Origin of the sequence: Pedobacter sp. D749 (assembly GCF_019317285.1) — a bacterium.
GTDB lineage: Bacteria > Bacteroidota > Bacteroidia > Sphingobacteriales > Sphingobacteriaceae > Pedobacter.
The window spans coordinates 3,731,206-3,749,758 of sequence record NZ_CP079218.1 but is presented as its reverse complement, the minus strand read 5'-3'; the positions used below and the strand labels follow the sequence as shown (position 1 = coordinate 3,749,758).

The window sequence follows — 18,553 nt, the reverse complement described above, 5'->3', positions numbered from 1 at the left end:
AGGTCCTTCGACAAGCTCAGGATGACAATCCAGTATTTATGATGCAGCCTTTTTTAGATTTATGATTAAAATAAAGACATTAATGAAAGTGATAAAATATATTGTTGTCGGCATAATGATGCTGGTAGCCAGTACACATGCTTTTGCACAAAAAAACCTGGTGGTTAATGGTGGCTTCGAAAATGAGTTAGATGGGTGGGTTGATTATTCGGCAAAGGTAACTCCTTACATGTATAGCTCTGGGAAAATGAGTAGTGCTATATTTTCTTCAGACTCTTCTAAATGGACCGGTATGCATCAGGTTGTTTCTTTGCCTAAAAATACCCAGTATATACTCATGAGCGCGAAGATTAAAGTAGATGCAGTAAGTACCGGAACAAAATCCTGGAATGGGGCATTATTTCTTTTCGAAACCCTTAACAAACAGGATGCTAAAATAGGGGAAGGAATCAATATTGCTTCAGTTACAGGCGACCAGGATTGGAAGTTATATGAAAAAGCATATATTATTCCGCCAGGTGTTACGCAAATAAAATTGTTGTTCGCGCTGGGTTATGTCACTGGCACCATGTTCATCGATGAGGTAAGTCTGAAAGCGATTACGCAATCTGAGTTTGAAAAATATTTGTAGTATGATAAATGGCATGGTATACAGGCGGTTTTTAATATTGTTATTGCTGGTTACAACAGCGGCTACTGCTCAACAAACAGGGCTCCCGGAGATTGTTCTAAACCAGTCTGGTTATTATCCGAAGCTGGAAAAAAGTGCGGTTGTACTCCAGGCAGTTTCAGGGAATAGTTTCGAATTGTTATCTATGCCAGACCGAAAACCCGTGTACACAGGTGTGTTATCTGAACCAAAGGCGACTGGCTACTCTAAAATTAAAACCAGAATAGCAGATTTTAGTACCCTCAATCAACCTGGCCAATATATAATCCGTATTCCCGGAGTTTCTGACTCTCCTGTTTTTAAGATTGCAGATGGTGTGCACCACGATCTTGCTGTGGCTGCATTAAAAGCATTTTATTATCAGCGTGCCTCATCTGCATTGGATGTGAGCTATGCCGGAAAGTGGAATCGTGTTGCCGGGCATCCGGATACGGCGGTCTATATTCATCCCTCGGCCGCTTCTAAAAACCGGAAGGCCGATAGTAAAATTAACGTTGCTGGCGGATGGTATGATGCCGGAGATTACAATAAATATGTTGTTAATAGTGGGATCTCCACCTCAACCTTACTTTCTGCTTATGAAGATTTTTCTGCATATTTTTTAGCCCAGGAGGCACATATTCCCCATGCGAAAAACAAAGTTCCGGATATATTAACAGAGGCCGTTTACAATTTGAGATGGATGCTCAAAATGCAGGACCCTGCTGATGGTGGAGTTTATCATAAATGTACCAACCTGGATTTCGATGCCATGGTGATGCCAGATAAGGCCATATCAAAACGCTATGTAGTGGCGAAAGGTACTGCAGCCACGTTAAATTTAGCCGCTGTTACCGCACAAGCTTATCGCATTTTTAAACACTTTCCTGAACAATATCCCGGGCTGGCAGATAGTTGCCTGTTAGCCGCTAAGAAAGCCTGGAGCTGGTCGTTAAATAATCCGAACGTGGTTTACGATCAGGATCTGCTCAATAAAATGTCAAATCTAAAAGTAAGCACGGGCACCTATGGCGATAAGGACTTAGAAGATGAATGGATCTGGGCCTCGGCAGAACTATTAGCCTCAACCGGAGAACAAGCGTATTTTGATGCTTTTTTTGCCCGTTTAAATGCTCCGGTAAGCCTACCTAGCTGGAGTAATGTAGGCATACTGGGATATTATACACTGATTAGATGCGAGGGGCAGCTTCCTGAGCGTTACAAAAGTGTAACCAGTATCTTAAAGAAGAAAATACTTACACTTGCTGATCGCTACCTGGCTGCTTTTAACACAGGCCCATATCATACCGTAATCGGCGCCTCGCTTTACGACTTTGCATGGGGAAGTAATTCTTCAGCTATGAATCAAAGCATATTGCTGATTAATAGTTATTTATTTTCCAAAAAGGACGCTTATCTCGATGCTGCAGTTAGTAATTTGGATTATATCCTGGGTAAAAACGCAACTGGTTATTCTTTTATAACGGGTATAGGTTACAAATCACCGCTGCATCCGCATCATCGCCTTTCATTTGCAGATGGTATTGCTGAACCTATTCCGGGCATGCTGGTTGGAGGACCTAACCGGGAAAAACAAGATGGACTAAAATATGATTCCGAACCGGAAACGTCATATCTGGATGATGCCAACTCTTATGCAAGTAATGAAATTGCCATCAATTGGAATGCCCCATTGGTATATGTAGCAAATGCAATGGAGTATCTTGAAAAGGGGATGAAAGAAGGAATAAAATAACCGTAGTTGCAAAACTTGTCCATTTCATGGAACGAGGCATGAGTGAGGACTTGAAGAGATAGCGGGACTATAATCTGCCACAGGAGTTGAACTGCTCATTTCCAAAATCTTTAATAAATGCTGCTCTTTGTATCAATCTGCTTTCAGTTATATGTTTGATAACTATTTTATCAAATACTATTACCCGGACAAGCATAAACTTTGGCCATTGCGATTTGGTCGTTTTTTAACCAGATGAGTTTGAAGGTATTTAGCTGGCAGTGCTCAGTGGAATACTGAATGAAAACGTACTGCCTTTCCCAAATTCACTCTCCACCCATATTTTTCCTTGATGACGGGTTACAATTTCTGCGCAGAGATATAACCCTATCCCGAACCCTGCTATGGTGCTGTCATTTTCAACCCTGTAATACCGGTCAAAAAGTTTTTGTTGATGCTCTGGCTTAATCCCTATTCCTTGATCAATAATACTAATGATAATATGGCCATTGTCAACGGTGTATTGTATGTTAACCGTGCTTCCCGGATCAGAATACTTAATGGCGTTACCAATCAGGTTTTGAAGCACCTGGTTTAATTTGTTCCGGTCTGCATTAACCATAATCTCATCGGCAAGGTGCAGGTTTACATGATAACCTTTTGTTAAAGTCATGGTTTCTTCGTAAACTTCTTTCAATAAGTCTGTAATTTCAAATTGTTGTTTATCAATCGCTATCTTTCCTGATTCCAGTCGCGAAACATTTAAAAAGCCATCAATCATACGGGTCATCCGCTTAACCTGGTTTAGTGATTTATCAATCGTAGTAAGCATCCTGTCTTCGCTTTGCAGGCGGGCATGATATTGCAATAGCTGAAGGTAACCATTTATCGAAGTAAGCGGTGTTTTGAGCTCATGGCTCGCCATGCCGATAAAATCATTCTTACGCTGCTCATCTTCTTTTTGCTCTGTAATATCCAGCACCGAACCTATAAACCTCAATGGTTTATCGTTCGCATCAAAATAAACCTGTCCTTTTGCTTTTATCCACCTGAGGCGTTTATCTTCAGATCCAATGGTCCGGTATTCTACATCGTAAATGCCATTACTGGCCTGTTTGTCAAAAACGTAAGCTAAAACTGCATTTATCCTTTCTAAATCTTCCGGATGGAGGTTATGTAAAAAATCCCGCTCAAAATCAACTTCATTTGAATGGCTTATACCAAATAAAAGCCTGCACCGATCGTCCCATTGTAACCGGCCGGTAGCCATGTCCATATCGAAAGTGCCTAATTGTGCAGCCTCTTTAGATAACCTGATTTGTTCATATGCCTTTTGAAGTTTATCTTTTGAAGTGACATATTCCGTGATGTCGGTGGCAGTCTGCATTAGTCCGATTACCTTTCCATTTTCTTTTAAAGGCGTATAAGTCAGGTCATAATAGCCTAATGTAGGTTCGCCATTTTTTATCAGTGATATGCCAACGCCTGGTATATGATGGATGATCCCCGTGCGGTAGGCGTAAAACAGTTCATCTACAACCGGTTGACCAACCAATTCGGGGATAGCCTCAAACCAGGGTTTTCCCAAAACCGAGGTGTCTCTGCCAATCAAATTGAGCATGGCATGATTAATCACATCAAAAACCATGTCTTCACCCTTGGTAATCAACATCGCAACAGGAGAGGAGTGAACCATATTTTTAAACCATTCCCGGCTGGTTTCCAGTTCTATCCAGGTTTCTGATAAAGCTTGCTCCGTTTCCTCCGATTCACTTTTTTGAATATCTTCTTTAGCAACCAGTAAATTGTCAGCCCCTGTTTGCTGGCTTTCACCAGCCACTTCCACATATTCAATTTTTGGACGCTTTTCTGTCGGTTTCATTCCTGACAGAATTTCGTTCCCGGATCGCTGGTTTGTCAGGGTTTGATGACCAGCGATGGATGTATCGGGGTCCGTTGCAAGCGTGGTTTTAGCAATTAACCAAACAGCAATTTTCAGCCTGGTGCCGGGTGTTTCTTCTAATCTGCTGGCAAAATAATTGTAGCTTGAAAATGGGGCTATATTGCTCTCCGGATCAGGAATCTGTACGGGAACCGAAGTATTATCGGAAGGATTTTTCAACTGCGAAAAGAAGGCAGAGATCGCCGATGATAGGTTCTGGCCAAGGATGTCATTAAGATTCAGTTCCTCAATTTTTTTAAGACTTCCATTCGCTAAATCTAAAAATCGGGCATTTGCGTATTCCAATTTCAATGAATCCGGATCAATGATGAAGATCGGTATCGGCGCAAGTGATATAAAATTGAAAGTGTTAGTCTTCGTTAGCATTGGTTATATCCCTTTAAATACAAAAGTAATAATTTTGATAATTTACAGAATTATAAGATTTTTAAAAGCAGTGAGTTGATTGTTTTAGTTTTAAGTGAATAATATAGCCACCACCGAAAGGGTATTCTTCAATTGCTCGGTCTCGGCCAATAATTATGCCTGTTCTTTTACCTTAAATTTCTGCTAATTGCACGGTCCATTTTGTTCATCTATGCGTTTGAGAATGGAAGATAAGATGATATTATAGGCTACATAAGCAACAAATATAAAGAAGCCAAGCTGTAGCGCAGAGTTGTTTACGGTAACCACTTTCAAGGCCTCAGTATCAATATTAAGTCCTGATAGCTGGCTTTTTAATATCCCGTTAAGACCAATATAGGTCATGGCTATCCCAACTACCATAACGTCAGCCATATCCCATTTGCCGAGGTCAAATGCCAGAAAACGGATAAATTTTGAATCGCCCAGTAATTCAGTGCAAGATACCTGTAGCCCACGGGCAATAAGACGTAACAGCGGCAATATCACCACAAAGAGCATGAGCAGTATGCCAACCAATACTGCATCTGGTTTAGGCTGTTCTAACAATGTACCAATAATACCCAATATACTCTGACTTTGAAAAAAGAGCACCTGATTGTTGAAAACAAGTTTTTCGCCAAGCAATGCAAATTCAAGGGTCTTAATTCTCGCATCTACTTCAATAATGGGAGAAGATACGCCTACCGCAAGTAAAATAAAAGCAAAAAGCAATGAGATCACAAAAAGGCTAACCTCACTGTCTACCCGCCTGCGCAAGATTAGCCAGAGCAGCAGGGCAATCAATATGCAAGCGGTCATACCTATTGCATATTGATAGCTTAACCCCTTAATCTGCTTAAGTTTTGCATTTACAGTTTTGTCAAAAGCAGTTGCATTGTTTACCTTATATTTTTGATAAATGTTATGTTCTACCGATGAGATGGTTTGATCGCTCAGGTCGTAAGTTTGTGCTTCCAGTTCATTAAGTTTACCCACTGCTACAGATTTTAACTTTTTCAAGCTTTTAGGGCTGGTTACTTTAGTAACGATGGTACGGGAGAAAGATGGAACCATCGCATGGATCTCTTTTACATCCACAAAAGTATTGAAAGCAAGTTTTTTGAGTTTCGCTCCAAGCCCTTTCTGAGGCCTGGTAAATTCTGCCACAGCTTTATTTACCATACCGTGCAACTGTTTTTCAACTTCTTGCTGCATATCAGCTTTCTGGCTTTTATTGAGGTTAAAGCCCTTTACCCGACGATCAACCACTGCTGATATTTTATCTCCCCAACGGTCAACCGAAAATATACCAAAAGTGATGTTGTTGGAAAGACTATAATCTTCCTTAATGTGTTTCTGCTCGTAGGCAAGTGCACGGAAGCGGTATCCACAGTATGCTGCAGCCACTAACAACAGCGAAAGCGCCGCAATCAGGATAAAAGACGCTGATCCGGATCGACCTGGCTTAATCTGGTTATGAGTACCGATGTTATCTTTTTGCAATTCGCTCATTCATTTTCGGATTTAATGCACGTCGTGCGGAGTAATAGATTTAAGGATTGTTGAAAGAATCAATCCGTAAAGTACAAAACAGATAAAAATAATGTAGCCCGGTTGCAGGGCAGTGTTATTGGTCGTAAGGATAGTAAGCGAATCATTATTGATATTTAATGCACGCAACTGGTTTTCAAGAAGTCCGTTAAGGCCAATGTATGCCATTAAAATAGCAATTACGATCACATCTGCCATGCTCCATTTTCCTGATTGAAAGGCAAAATATCTGATGATCCCATTTTCTGCCCACCGCTTGCCGCCAAGTAAATGCACACCTGTTGAAGTTAGCTTAACTACCGGGAACAGGATACTGAAAGCCAGGATCAATACACCAACCAGAACAGAATCTATAGCCGATTGACTAATCAGTACACGGACGACATCTAAAATACTCTTGCTCTGGAAAAAGAGTACCTGGTCGCTAAAAACAACGTGTTCTCCAAGTAAAACAAAATCTAAAGAGCGGATCCTGGCGTCAACTTCAATCATAGATGCAGTTAGGCCCACAGCTAAAAGGATGAAAGCGAAAAGTAACGACATAATGAAAAGCGTGGTATGTAAATCTCTGCGTTTGCGTAAGAACCACCAGAATGCAAGTACTACAATTACACAGCTCAACATGCCAAAACAGTAGTAGTAGGTTTGTTGCCGAATGCTGCTTAATGTACTGCTGAGCTTTTGGTTTAGCTGTTGATTAGAAGACACATTATACTGGTGGTAAATTTTTTTCAGTATAGCATTGTTTGCAACAAATGCTGTATCCTGGCTTTCCTCTTTAGCTATTTCATTAAACTCGCCCAAAGCCATTCGGCCTAGTTGCTTTTTATTTTTTGGATTATCTATTTCCGCAATAATTTTTCTGGCAAATGCAGGTACCTGCGCACGAATGCTATCTGAATTGACAAAATTTTTGATGGCAAACTTTTGGATCTTGCCACTGATGGTTTTCTTTGGTTTGTTTACCAGGGCTTCTGCCTTATCAATAAGTGCCAGTAATACCTGCTCAACTTCACCCTGTAGTATCTTTTTTTGTTTGCTGGTTATTTTAAGACTGGAAACCTGGTGGTGGACAATGTCGGCTACCTTATCTTTCCACTGTTGTACAGAGAACAGCCCATAGGTAATGTTATTTACCCTGGAATAATCGTGTTTAATCTGTTCCTGTTTTTCAGATAATCCATGCAGCCTGAAACCGAAAAAGCCTTCGGCCACAAGCAGTACGCCTAATGCAAGGATCAGCAAAATGCGGTAAATAAGCTTTCCTTTTGCAGGTTTGTTGATGAGTTTTTCCAATCTGTGCGTTATAATAGTGGTTACATCTCCCTGAAAGGAGCTATTGGCAGATAAACATTAATTTTTGGAAAAATGTTTTATCCCTTTTTTAGCCAGCATAAAAATATTATTTATGGCTAACTATAGGGTTTCAGTTTCGCAGGGCGGGCTACCAGGTCAATGTCATTGAGTAAGGGATAAATCATAAAAAGATGTCCGCGGTGTTTAACTTAGGCTGCCGGGCTTACCGGCAGCCGGATCGATTTTCAACTAACCGATTTTAGTTTTTAGGTAGATGTGGGTTTTTAACAGATGTAGTTTCCGAATTGTTTTGAAAAAGTTATTTTAGCAGGATATTTAAATTAATTGTATTTCAGATTGCCGCAAAACAAAGCAGGTGTAGAAGAAAATATTCTTGGTTTATCTATTTTTATCCCACAGATATGATCTCAAACAGTCGTCTATATTTTACCCATATCACCGCATTATAGTTGTGAAGAAAAAAACAAAATATCGCTTAATGGGTTATAAGATGAATTTAATTCATTAAGCGTGATTAAATCACTATTTAAAATATAAGTCAGATACTCACATTTTTATACTGATCAATTGGAAACATCTAACAATCGAAAATTCGAACTTTCAGGAAATGCAGGCGCATCTAATTTCCAGCTGATGACCATGGCATTAGATGCCTCTATTTCTGGCATTATTATCACCGATCATACCCAGCCAGACAACCCAATTATCTATTGCAATAAAGCCTTTGAAAATATTACAGGATATTCCAGGAAAGAGATTATAGGTCATAACTGCAGGTTTCTGCAGGCACAAGACCGAAACCAAAAAGAAAGGGCGATTTTAGCCAAGAGTATTATTGAGGGTGAGGAATGCCGGGTAGAAATCAGGAACTATAAAAAGAATGGCGACCTGTTCTGGAACGAACTCTATATGTCGCCGGTTAAAAATCAGGAAGGCGAGGTCACCCATTTTATAGGTGTTCAGAATGATATAACTTCGAGAAAGAATTCGGAAGAAGATCTGCGACAGCAGAAATTGGTAATGGAAAAGAGGATCAAGGAACGCACAAAGGAACTTCGCGAAAGCGAAGCATTCCTTTCGAGTATTATTGAAACTGTACGCGAGGGGCTTTTAGTGCTCGATCCTGATTTTAATGTATTGAGTGCAAACTATCATTTTCTGAGAACCTTTAAGGTAAGTAAGGAAGAAACAGTAGGTCGTCAGTTATATGATTTAGGGAACCATCAGTGGGATATCCCAAAGCTCCGCGATTTGCTCGTTAAAATCCTGCCAACCAATAATCCTGTTGTAGATTTTGAGGTTGAGCATGATTTTCCACATATTGGAAGGAAATTAATGCTCCTGAATGCATACCGGGTAGAATTTGAAGGACAATTTAAAGATCAGATCTTACTGGCTATTGAAGATATTACTGAAAAGCGTGAGGTGGAAACCAGAAAGGATGATTTTTTATCTATCGCCAGTCACGAACTCCGCACGCCGCTAACAACGATAAAAGGTTATGTGCAGCTGTTGGAACGCGCGATGCCAGAAAATGCCGGTGAAAAATTTCTGTCAACTTTTCGGAAAGTATCTGTGTATGTAGAACGGTTAAACTCGTTAATTAGTGAGTTGCTTGACGTTTCGCGTATCCAAAGTGGTAATATGGAACTGCACATGGCAAAATTCGATTTTGACAACATGATTGCAGAAGCTGTTGACGGTATGCGTGCTACTGTTCCCGGGCATCAAATTGTACTGAATGGCCAGACTGGTGCGGAGGTAATGGCTGATGAGTCGCACATCGCCCAGGTAGTAAGCAACCTTTTATCAAATGCTATTAAATATGCGCCTGATTCTGATAAAATTGAAGTGAATATCGCCAATGTAAGTGATTATGTAAAGGTATCTGTAAGGGATTTTGGCCTGGGAATGAGCCCTGAAGACAGGAAAAAGGTTTTTGATCGGTTTTACCGGGGAGTAGAAATCCAGAAGAAATTTCCAGGGATGGGAATAGGTCTCTATATCTGCGACCAGATCATCAAAAACCATAACGGCACCCTCTGGGTAGAGAGCGAAATAGGCAAAGGCTCTATATTTAGTTTTACCTTACCTAAGGCAGGAAAGGAACCGAATGGATAAAAAGAAAATCATCATCTGCGATGATGATGAAGGGATTATTGATGTGTTGGAAATGATTCTGGAGGAAGTAGGGCATACGGTTATTTCGGTTAACGATAGTTTAAAAGTGCAGTCGGTTATAGATAAGGAACAACCAGATTTATTGATCCTTGACTTGTGGATGCCCAGACTTTCAGGGCAGGAGGTACTGAATCAATTAAGAAACCATTCAGGCCATGAGAACCTGCAGGTTATTGTAATTTCAGCCAGCAGGGATGGAGAACAGATTGCAAATGATGCAGGTGCAAATCAATTTATTGCCAAACCTTTCGATTTAAACAATATTTTAGATTCGGTTAATGCCCTGCTAAATTAAAAGAGATTAACACGTTGTTTTAGTTTTATATTCTTCTGGTCTGCAAAGTCAATTCTATGGTATTTATAGGATGATAATAGAATTAATAGTTTAACAATTATATATAAAGTGAGGAGCTTGAAATCCTCAACTATTGTTTAAGATAATCCGGAGTACGTTTTTCCTTTTTTTATTGGAATGATTCTCTCTCCATCATCATATTCAATTTATTTCAGCTGTGAGGTTCGTCATCCGATAGCTACCGTATGCGGGAAGGCTTTTTCAGCCGACGAAGCAATCTTAATGCGTACGCTGTTAGCGATCGTGGTAAGATTGCTCCGGTCGAGATTTACGACTTTTCTATTAAAATCAGCCAGTGAAAGCGGAATTATATGCCCCCTGGTTTGTGGAGGCACGAACCAATAGCTTTTCCTATAAACTTTAAGAACTCTACGTTAAGGACTCCGGACTAATTATTCCGGCTCTTATCTCCATGAAAGATCTTTTGCATCAGCTTACCCCAGGCGAAAGGATTAAGTAGCGGATTGGTTTGGACCATGTTTCTTGTAAATTTTTTGGCTATTACACATCTGGTTTAATCATGTTTTTAATAAATAATCAAACCATGCGCAAAAACGCATGGTTCTATAGAGAAAAGACAATGAAAAAGCTAAAGAACAATCTGGTACCCGAACAGGTTATCGGAAGCCAGATGGATGTGGTTGAAGAACGTAAATTGAGCAGCCTTATTCAGGCTCAGGAATTTTTCTCGGCGGCTGCAAAACGATTACTCATGGTGAATGAATGGGGGAAAATCTCCGGACTTTCAGACTTTAAAATTTTTGCACCTGATGGAACAGAAGCTATTCGATCAGCTCAGGAGGGGGATTTTATTAAAATAGATATCCCTGGACCAGGGCCATCATCAGGAGGTGGGTTTGATTGGGTGAAGATTGAAGAGATCGGAAGCCGGCATGACGGTGATCAGGAAATGATCAGTATGCGTGTCCGGCCATGTCCTTCACCATTTAATCAAGATGAACAGATTGCTCATTTTTTAAAAGACCATGCCACTTCTACCTTTACTATCCGCAGAGATAGAATTACGGTATGGGCAGAAGAACATGGCAGGAACGAGCAGGCGAATACCGATGAGGGAAATTTGATCGATAGGGCACGAAACCTCATTGTTGGTTTTAGTGCCAAATTGGGTTTGTCCTATCCTCAATGGAAACTGCTGGTAAAAGGACTGCTTGATGGCAGACCTTAATGTTGTAAAATTGCGAGTCCTTCTTCATTGCCCTGCATGGCTGCAAGCTCTGCGGCACGCTGTCCACGGATATCGGTAAGCGAAGGATCTGCACCATTTTCAAGTAAGAGTTTCAACAGGTCGTTCCTCCCGAACATGGCTGCAAACATAAGCGCGGTTCCGCCATTTCCATGTTGGAGATCTAATTTTGCACCCCTGGTAATCAGCAGTTCTGCAATGGGCAGATAGCCCTTAAAGCAAACCCCCATCAGCGCGGTATTGCCGCCATAGTCTGCAGCATCTATATCTGCTCCTGCATCTAAGAGGATCTCTGCACTTGATAAACGATTATTATAACAGGCGATGATTAACGGGGTATAACCTTTCTCGTCTCTGGCATTAACGTTGGCTCCCCTTTTGATAAGCTCTTTTAATACTTCTGTTTCTCCCTGTCTTGCTGCGGGTATAATCAATAGGTCTAAATTTTCCATGTTAACATAACTGTAGTTGTAGAAAAAAGGTTTTTATACTTAAGGTTTAAATTAAGTAATGATGAATATTTTGAGATAAACAACTGTTGCTGCTATTCGCAAATCAATTATTTCAATGATAGATACCTCAGAAATGTCGTCATTGCGAGGAGGAACGACGAAGCAATCTTTCATGCTAGGGGCCATCGATTAAAGATCACCTCCCCTAAAGTCTGGGCAAGCTTTCAGGATAACACGGTGTAGAAATACGCTGTCATTCTGAGTGCAATGAAGAATCTTTCTCTTTTTGGTCGTAATTACAACAATTATTTCAATTAGTGTTTTAGTTGCACAAGTAGTTAATTCTGCTGAAGTATCTTTTTGCAAAAAAAAGACCCTGAAATAAATTCAGGGTGACGACCAGGAAAATAAAACAGAATAAACAATAAAAGGCTCCGAAGAGCCTTTTTATCGTTTATTCTGTTACCGCTTCCGCATTAACTGCGTTAACCGCTATTTCGGTCAGGGCTACATCTGTTGCCTTTTCATTTTCGAGCGTTTGCGTTAGGAGTTCAGCTACATCGTTGTGGCCAATATTCTCTGCAAATACCCTTAAGGTTCCATAGGTTGCAATTTCATAATGCTCAACTTTTTGAGCAGCCAGGATAAGTCCGGCATCGCGAATCATGGTACCTTTATCAGTATCAGCGATAATTCCGTCAGCTTCTTCCAGTAAACCAGCCATGGCGTCACATTTTTTTGCAGTAGCTTTTTCTCCTAAAAGGCTAAATACTTCTTCAAGAGTGCTGATATGTTGTTCTGTTTCCTGGGTATGCTTTTCAAAAGCGGCTGCCAGCTCCGGGCTCGTAGCGGCCTTCTTCATTTTTGGTAGTGCTTTAGCAAGATGCTTTTCTGCCCAATAAATATCTTTTAACTCATCTACAAAAAAATCATGGAATTCTGAATTCTCAATTTTTCCTGTTTTACCTGTAGGTTTTGCGGTTTTCTTTGCCGGTGTTTTTGTAGTTGCCATAATTATATTTTTAATAGGTTCTTTATTATAGAACAGGATAAAATTGTGGAAGGTTTTGAGTTTTTTACTTGTTTGTATTTTTCGATAATAAAACCTTTTATTATTTCTTTCTGACCAACGGAGTTCCTCTAAAATTTTTCATTAGAAATTGGACTCATCACTAAATTTTGATAAAGCTCATGGTATCAGCTGGTCAGGTTATTTCCCGGTTTTGAAGTGAAGGTTACGCCGGGTAGCTATCTTTTATTAAAGTACGTATTAAAACGCGGATAAATTTCGGAAACTAAATAGCAAAATATAGGGTTATAATAGATGATGGTCAACGACGAAACATCTTAAACATATAACATACTATGAAAAAACAAGACAGCGGCAGTAAACCAAAACTTAGCGCTAAAGATACGGTAGCGACTTCTCCAGCCTTGAAAGAACTCTTTAAAGATGGAATCTGTGATCTTTACTGGGCCGAGAATCATTTGGTTAAAAATTTGCCTAAAATGATTTCCAGCGCAACATCACCAGTACTTAAGGGCGCAATTGAATCACATCTTACTGAAACCAAAGGACATGTAGCCAGGCTTGAAAAAGTGTTTGAACTCCTTGGCGAAAAACCCATAGCAAAAAAATGTGATGCGATGGAAGGATTGAGTAAAGAGGGTGAAAGTATCATTGAAGAAACAGAGGCTGGAACGGCGACCCGTGATGTGGGCATTATATTAGCCAGCCAAAAGGTAGAACACTACGAAATTGCTTCTTATGGTGGACTTTTTCAATTGGCAACAACATTGGGTTTAACAGAAATTGCAGACATACTTGAACAAACGCTTGCTGAAGAAAAACTTGCCGATATAAAGCTTACCGATATTGCTGAGAATGAAATTAATTATAAAGCAGCTGAGGAGGCTTAAGAAAGGAGAAAAAAATGGCAAAAAAAACAATAGTAAAAGATACCAGTCCGATAAAACAGGACAACGATAAAACAGCAAAACTTGAGGCCTTTGTTGCAGATGCTACCGGTGAAAAACTCACCACCAATCATGGAGTCAAAATAAACGACGACCAGAATTCGCTTAAGGCTGGCGATCGTGGCGCAACATTGTTAGAAGATTTTATATTACGGGAAAAGATTACCCATTTCGACCATGAGCGGATACCAGAGCGTGTTGTACATGCCAGGGGATCTGGAGCACATGGTGTGTTCAAGGTATATGAAGATATGTCTTCCATTACCAGAGCGGCTTTCCTTTGCGATCCGGGCCAGGAAACACCTGTTTTTGTTCGGTTTTCGACTGTAGCAGGATCAAGAGGTTCTACCGATCTTGCCCGTGACGTTCGTGGTTTTGCAGTAAAATTTTACACTCAGGAAGGAAACTTTGATCTGGTAGGCAACAATATGCCTGTGTTTTTTATTCAGGATGCGGTTAAATTCCCTGATTTGGTGCACGCTGTAAAGCCAGAGCCAGACAATGAAATGCCCCAGGCTGCATCAGCACATGATACTTTTTGGGATTTCATTTCCTTTATGCCCGAATCTTCCCACATGATTATGTGGTTAATGAGCGACAGGGCTATTCCAAGAAGCTACCGGATGATGGAAGGTTTTGGGGTACATACTTTTCGCTTTGTTAATGCATCTGGAGTGGCAAGTTTTGTGAAATTTCACTGGAAGCCATTGCTGGGCGTACACTCGGTTGCATGGGATGAAGCACAGAATATTTCTGGAAAAGACCCCGACTTTCATAGAAGGGATCTTTGGGATGCAATAGAAGCGTGTGCCTTTCCTGAGTGGGAACTTGGCGTTCAGATTGTTGCTGAAGAAGACGAATTTAAGTTTGGCTTCGACTTATTAGATCCGACAAAATTAATCCCTGAAGAGCTGGTCCCGGTGCAACGCATTGGGAAAATGACTTTAAACCGCAATCCCGATAATTTTTTCGCAGAAACCGAACAGGTTGCTTTTCATGTCGGGCATGTTGTTCCCGGAATAGATTTTACCAACGATCCACTTTTACAGGGAAGGTTATTTTCTTATACTGATACGCAACTAATCAGGCTGGGTGGACCAAATTTTCATGAGATTCCGATTAACAGACCTGTTGTACCGGTAAACAATAACCAGCGCGATGGCTATATGCGCCAAACCATAAACCGCGGAAAGACCAGTTATGGCCCTAATGGAATAGCTGCAAACGATCCACAACAGGCTACAGCAGCAGATGGGGGCTTTGTAAGTTATAACGAACGCATTGATGCGAAGAAAATCCGTGCGAGAAGCAGGAGTTTTTTCGACCACTTTTCGCAGGCGAGGTTATTTTTTAACAGTCAGTCTGAGGCCGAAAAAAACCACCTTATCGATGCCTTCAGCTTTGAGCTGGGCAAGGTAAAAATGGTTGCGGTGAGAGAACGTATGCTCGGCTTACTTAACCATGTCGACAAAGGGCTTGCAGCAGCGGTAGCTTATGCACTTGGGCTTCACGTTCCACTTATTCCTTTACAAGAACTTAATGGTAGTATACCGGCAGATGCTGATCCTGCTGATTATAGCCCGGAGCAGAAAGAAGGCGAACTTACAAAATCGGAGGCATTAAGTATGTCTGGAACGCTTAAGGATACGATTGCTACCAGAAAAATCGCAATTCTTGCAGCAGATGGCGTAGATGGTAAATCGCTCAGTCAAGTAAAGGATGCGCTTATTGCCCAAGGCGCAGTTGTACACATTATAGCGCCAAAACTGGGTACTATTCTTTCACAGGAAGATCAGCAGATCAATGTAGATGAGAGTTTCCTTACGGCTGCCTCGGTACTTTACGATGCCGTTTATCTTCCGGGAGGAACAAATAGTTCTGCTACATTAGAAGCAGAAGCTAATGCGGTACATTTTCTGAACGAGGCCTTCAAGCACTGTAAGGCAATAGCTGCTGATTCAACAGCAATACAAGTTTTGGAGGCTACGTATTTCTATAAAAAACTTCCGGATGAATATTCTCAGGAAACTGTTCTGCGTGAAGGAATAATGGTTTCAGATGATCTTTCTTCATTAGTAGACTTGTTTATCAGGATGATTGCCCAGCACAGATTTTGGGACCGGGAAGTGCCGAGAAAAATTCCGGCATAACAAGCCGTTTAATTTTTAAAACAATAATTTAAATCTCATCTCAACCAGGCAATTTCAGCCTGGTTGTTTTTTTTAAATAAAAGAAAACTGCAAAAGGTTTCAGCTGGTTTTATAATAGCGAGGCATTTATTCATAGCCCCATGATGATGAAGCGCGTTTGTAAGGGGTTATATCCTTACAGAGGGGGGCATTTACACATTATAAGGGCGATTTATCTGCCTGTTAAATATCATTTAACAACTTTAAAACTATGGAAAATCAAAAAAAAGAGGTCGAGACACAGAACGAGGATAAAGTAGGTGTTATCCCGGTTTCACAGATAGAGGGGAGCGATGCCGACACTGTTCAACAGGATGATGATGCTACAGAAAAACTGGCTGAGCAGACAGCGAATTCTGATTCGGATACTGACGAGCAGACTGATAAAAGCAACACTGACGAAGCAGATAATTAATTTTAAATGGTTTTGATTAATCTTAAAAATACATTTTATGGATGACAAAAAACATTTTGCCCTTATTACCGGGGCAAGCAGTGGCATTGGCTATGAACTTGCAAACCTTTTTGCAAACGATCGCTTTAACCTGGTTATTGTTGGCAGGGACGAGGCAAAGTTGAAACGGGCTGCAGTTGTGCTCGAAGAATGCGGTGTTGAAGTAATAACAATTACTGCCGATCTTTTTGAGCCAAATGCTGCTTTTGAGTTGTATGAACAAATAAAAGCGAAAAATATACAGATAGATGTGCTGGTTAATGATGCGGGACAAGGTGTTTACGGCAAGTTTGTAGATACTGACCTTAATAAGGAACTTGATATCATCAAGCTTAATATTTCTTCTTTAGTAACCTTAACCAAGTTGTATGTATGCGAAATGGTAGCCCGGGGAAGCGGTAAGATATTAAATGTCGCTTCGGTTGCAGGAAAAATTCCTGGACCATATCAGGCAGTTTACCATGGAACAAAAGCATTTGTACATTCTTTCACCGAAGCTGTTCGTGCCGAAATTAAAGATACGCCTGTTACCATAACCTCATTATTGCCAGGGCCAACTGATACTGATTTTTTTAGAAAAGCTGATATGCTGGATTCTAAAATAGTACAAGAGGGCGAGCTTGCAGACCCTGCAGATGTAGCTAAAGATGGTTATGAGGCTATGATTGCTGGAAAAGATATGGTGATCTCCGGATTTAAAAACAAATTGCAGGTGGCAATGGGAAATGTAACGCCTGATAGCCTGCTGGCAGAACAGACCGGTAAGCAACAGGAACCGGTTGATGATCAATCATAGCTTTTGGCCTGATAAAACAATATCGTCAATTCGATCAGATAGTTATTGGATCGAATTGACGACTCTTCTTTGATAGCGTAATGGAGAAATCTTTAGCCTTTGAAAATATAGTTTAAAGATCTCTCCACTCCGCGTTGCTCCGGTCGAGATGACGATTTTTCTATTAGAGTCTGTCAATGATTGTAATTGTATAGTTGAAGGCCTTTAAATAGTTTTATGGTTGCCCGTTTCCACCAGCAGCACCGTATATCTGCCCAGTCGAAAAACTCGCATCATTTGCAGCAAGCTGAACATAAATCGATGCCAGTTCTGCAGGTTGGCCTGGTCTGCCCAATGCAGTGTCTTTACCAAATTCTTTAAGTTTCTCAGGGGTTGAACCACCTCCCATTTGTAATGGAGTCCATATCGGGCCAGGAGCAACACCATTTACCCGAATGCCTTTGGGGCCAAGTTGTTTAGCCAGTGATTTTACAAAATTTGTTGTAGCGGCTTTTGTTTGTGCATAATCATAAAGATCAGGCGAAGGATCGGTTGCTTGTACCGAAGTGGTTCCGATTATAGACGATCCGGGTTTTAGATATGGTAAGGCCGCTTTAATAATCCAGAACGGGGCATATATGTTTGTTTTTATCGTCCAGTCAAACTGATCGCTGGTTAAATCAGCAAGTGAGGGCGTACTCTGTTGTCTTGCAGCATTACTCACCAGGATATCGAGGCCACCCAACTGGCTTACAGCGGTATCTACCAGTTTTTTGCAAAAGGCTTCATCTCTGATATCGCCGGGGATTGCAACCGCTTTACGACCAGCCTTTTTTATCAGCTCAATTACTTCTTTAGCATCCGGCTCTTCCTGTGGAAGATAACCGATAGCAACATCTGCACCTTCTCTGGCGTAGGCAATGGCTGCGGCTCTACCCATTCCAGAGTCGCCACCAGTAATAAGTGCCTTTCTGCCCATCAATCTTCCCGAACCTTTATAACTGGTTTCGCCGTGATCGGGTCTTGGCACCATTTTGCTGGCCAATGCCGGCCATGGCTGATTTTGATGGTTAAAAGGCGGTCGGGGATACTTGGTTGTAGGATCTTCAAGCGCTGCAAGGGGCGAATAATTGCTTTCACTTAATGTTGCTGCAGTTAAATTAGGTGAAATGGCCATGCTTGCTAGTCCAATTCCGAGGCCCCCAATTGCCTCGCGTCGTGTAATATTGTTTTTCTTGTCCATAATGATGTATTTAATAGGTATTTGATACAACCAGATGAAGTTTTAGATGGTTTGGTTTTTTTGAATTTTAACAAATGAGCTTGCAGCTTTCAAAACTTTGGCCCATTTTTTTTGTTTT

At 40.9% G+C, this 18,553-nt stretch carries 15 protein-coding genes; 9 read left to right on the top strand and 6 right to left on the bottom strand.

All coding sequences use genetic code 11. From position 1 onward, the window contains the following. The first annotated feature begins 82 nt into the window (after positions 1–82). Both KYH19_RS15055 and KYH19_RS15050 read left to right on the top strand, forming a co-directional pair. Entirely contained in the window at positions 83–631 is a 549-nt protein-coding gene (locus tag KYH19_RS15055) for a carbohydrate binding domain-containing protein (protein WP_219075706.1), read from the top strand. A gap of 13 nt (positions 632–644) precedes the next feature. After that, on the top strand, positions 645–2,405 hold the full coding sequence (locus KYH19_RS15050) for a glycoside hydrolase family 9 protein (RefSeq protein ID WP_219075705.1): 1,761 nt from the start codon (positions 645–647) through the stop codon (positions 2,403–2,405). A 250-nt stretch (positions 2,406–2,655) separates the two neighbouring features. Here the strand turns inward: KYH19_RS15050 and KYH19_RS15045 are convergent, their stop codons facing one another. The 3 genes from KYH19_RS15045 to KYH19_RS15035 form a co-directional block, all read right to left on the bottom strand. Then, positions 2,656–4,713, bottom strand: a complete 2,058-nt coding sequence (locus tag KYH19_RS15045; RefSeq protein WP_219075704.1) for a PAS domain-containing sensor histidine kinase — start codon at positions 4,711–4,713, stop codon at positions 2,656–2,658. Positions 4,714–4,896: 183 nt separating this feature from the next. Then, positions 4,897–6,246, bottom strand: a complete 1,350-nt coding sequence (locus KYH19_RS15040) for a paraquat-inducible protein A (RefSeq protein WP_219075703.1) — start codon at positions 6,244–6,246, stop codon at positions 4,897–4,899. A 12-nt stretch (positions 6,247–6,258) separates the two neighbouring features. Next, the gene (locus tag KYH19_RS15035) at positions 6,259–7,581 is read right to left on the bottom strand and encodes a paraquat-inducible protein A (protein WP_255562436.1); all 1,323 of its coding nucleotides are present in this window, start codon (positions 7,579–7,581) and stop codon (positions 6,259–6,261) included. A gap of 588 nt (positions 7,582–8,169) precedes the next feature. On the opposite strand from KYH19_RS15035, the gene KYH19_RS15030 reads away from it, so the two are divergent. The 3 genes from KYH19_RS15030 (at position 8,170) to KYH19_RS15020 (ending at position 11,327) form a co-directional block, all read left to right on the top strand. Next, positions 8,170–9,723, top strand: coding sequence for a PAS domain-containing protein (locus KYH19_RS15030; RefSeq protein ID WP_255562435.1), 1,554 nt, complete (start codon positions 8,170–8,172; stop codon positions 9,721–9,723). Continuing rightward, a complete protein-coding gene (locus tag KYH19_RS15025) occupies positions 9,716–10,078 on the top strand; it encodes a response regulator (protein ID WP_219075702.1) in 363 nt (120 codons plus the stop codon). The genes KYH19_RS15030 and KYH19_RS15025 overlap by 8 nt, the downstream gene beginning before the upstream one ends. 580 nt (positions 10,079–10,658) lie before the next feature. Further along, on the top strand, positions 10,659–11,327 hold the full coding sequence (locus tag KYH19_RS15020; protein WP_255562434.1) for a hypothetical protein: 669 nt from the start codon (positions 10,659–10,661) through the stop codon (positions 11,325–11,327). Here KYH19_RS15020 and KYH19_RS15015 read toward each other — a convergent pair. Further along, complete coding sequence (locus KYH19_RS15015) at positions 11,324–11,797, bottom strand: ankyrin repeat domain-containing protein (RefSeq protein WP_121283661.1); 474 nt, start codon at positions 11,795–11,797, stop codon at positions 11,324–11,326. The two genes, KYH19_RS15020 and KYH19_RS15015, sit on opposite strands and share 4 nt — an antisense overlap. Before the next feature lie 454 nt (positions 11,798–12,251). Next, positions 12,252–12,809 (bottom strand): ferritin-like domain-containing protein, encoded by a 558-nt coding sequence (locus KYH19_RS15010; RefSeq protein ID WP_121283660.1) that lies wholly within the window; start codon positions 12,807–12,809, stop codon positions 12,252–12,254. Positions 12,810–13,162: 353 nt separating this feature from the next. Between KYH19_RS15010 and KYH19_RS15005 the strand changes: the two genes are divergently transcribed. From KYH19_RS15005 to KYH19_RS14990, 4 genes are all read left to right on the top strand, one after another. Then, positions 13,163–13,717, top strand: coding sequence for a ferritin-like domain-containing protein (locus tag KYH19_RS15005; protein WP_219075701.1), 555 nt, complete (start codon positions 13,163–13,165; stop codon positions 13,715–13,717). Positions 13,718–13,731: 14 nt separating this feature from the next. Beyond that, positions 13,732–15,924 (top strand): catalase, encoded by a 2,193-nt coding sequence (locus tag KYH19_RS15000; protein WP_219075700.1) that lies wholly within the window; start codon positions 13,732–13,734, stop codon positions 15,922–15,924. A 250-nt stretch (positions 15,925–16,174) separates the two neighbouring features. Beyond that, on the top strand, positions 16,175–16,378 hold the full coding sequence (locus KYH19_RS14995; protein WP_219075699.1) for a hypothetical protein: 204 nt from the start codon (positions 16,175–16,177) through the stop codon (positions 16,376–16,378). Between the two features lie 37 nt (positions 16,379–16,415). Further along, the gene (locus KYH19_RS14990; protein WP_219075698.1) at positions 16,416–17,213 is read left to right on the top strand and encodes an SDR family oxidoreductase; all 798 of its coding nucleotides are present in this window, start codon (positions 16,416–16,418) and stop codon (positions 17,211–17,213) included. Between the two features lie 214 nt (positions 17,214–17,427). Here the strand turns inward: KYH19_RS14990 and KYH19_RS14985 are convergent, their stop codons facing one another. Beyond that, the gene (locus KYH19_RS14985; protein WP_219075697.1) at positions 17,428–18,435 is read right to left on the bottom strand and encodes an SDR family oxidoreductase; all 1,008 of its coding nucleotides are present in this window, start codon (positions 18,433–18,435) and stop codon (positions 17,428–17,430) included. Between the last annotated feature and the right edge of the window lie 118 nt (positions 18,436–18,553).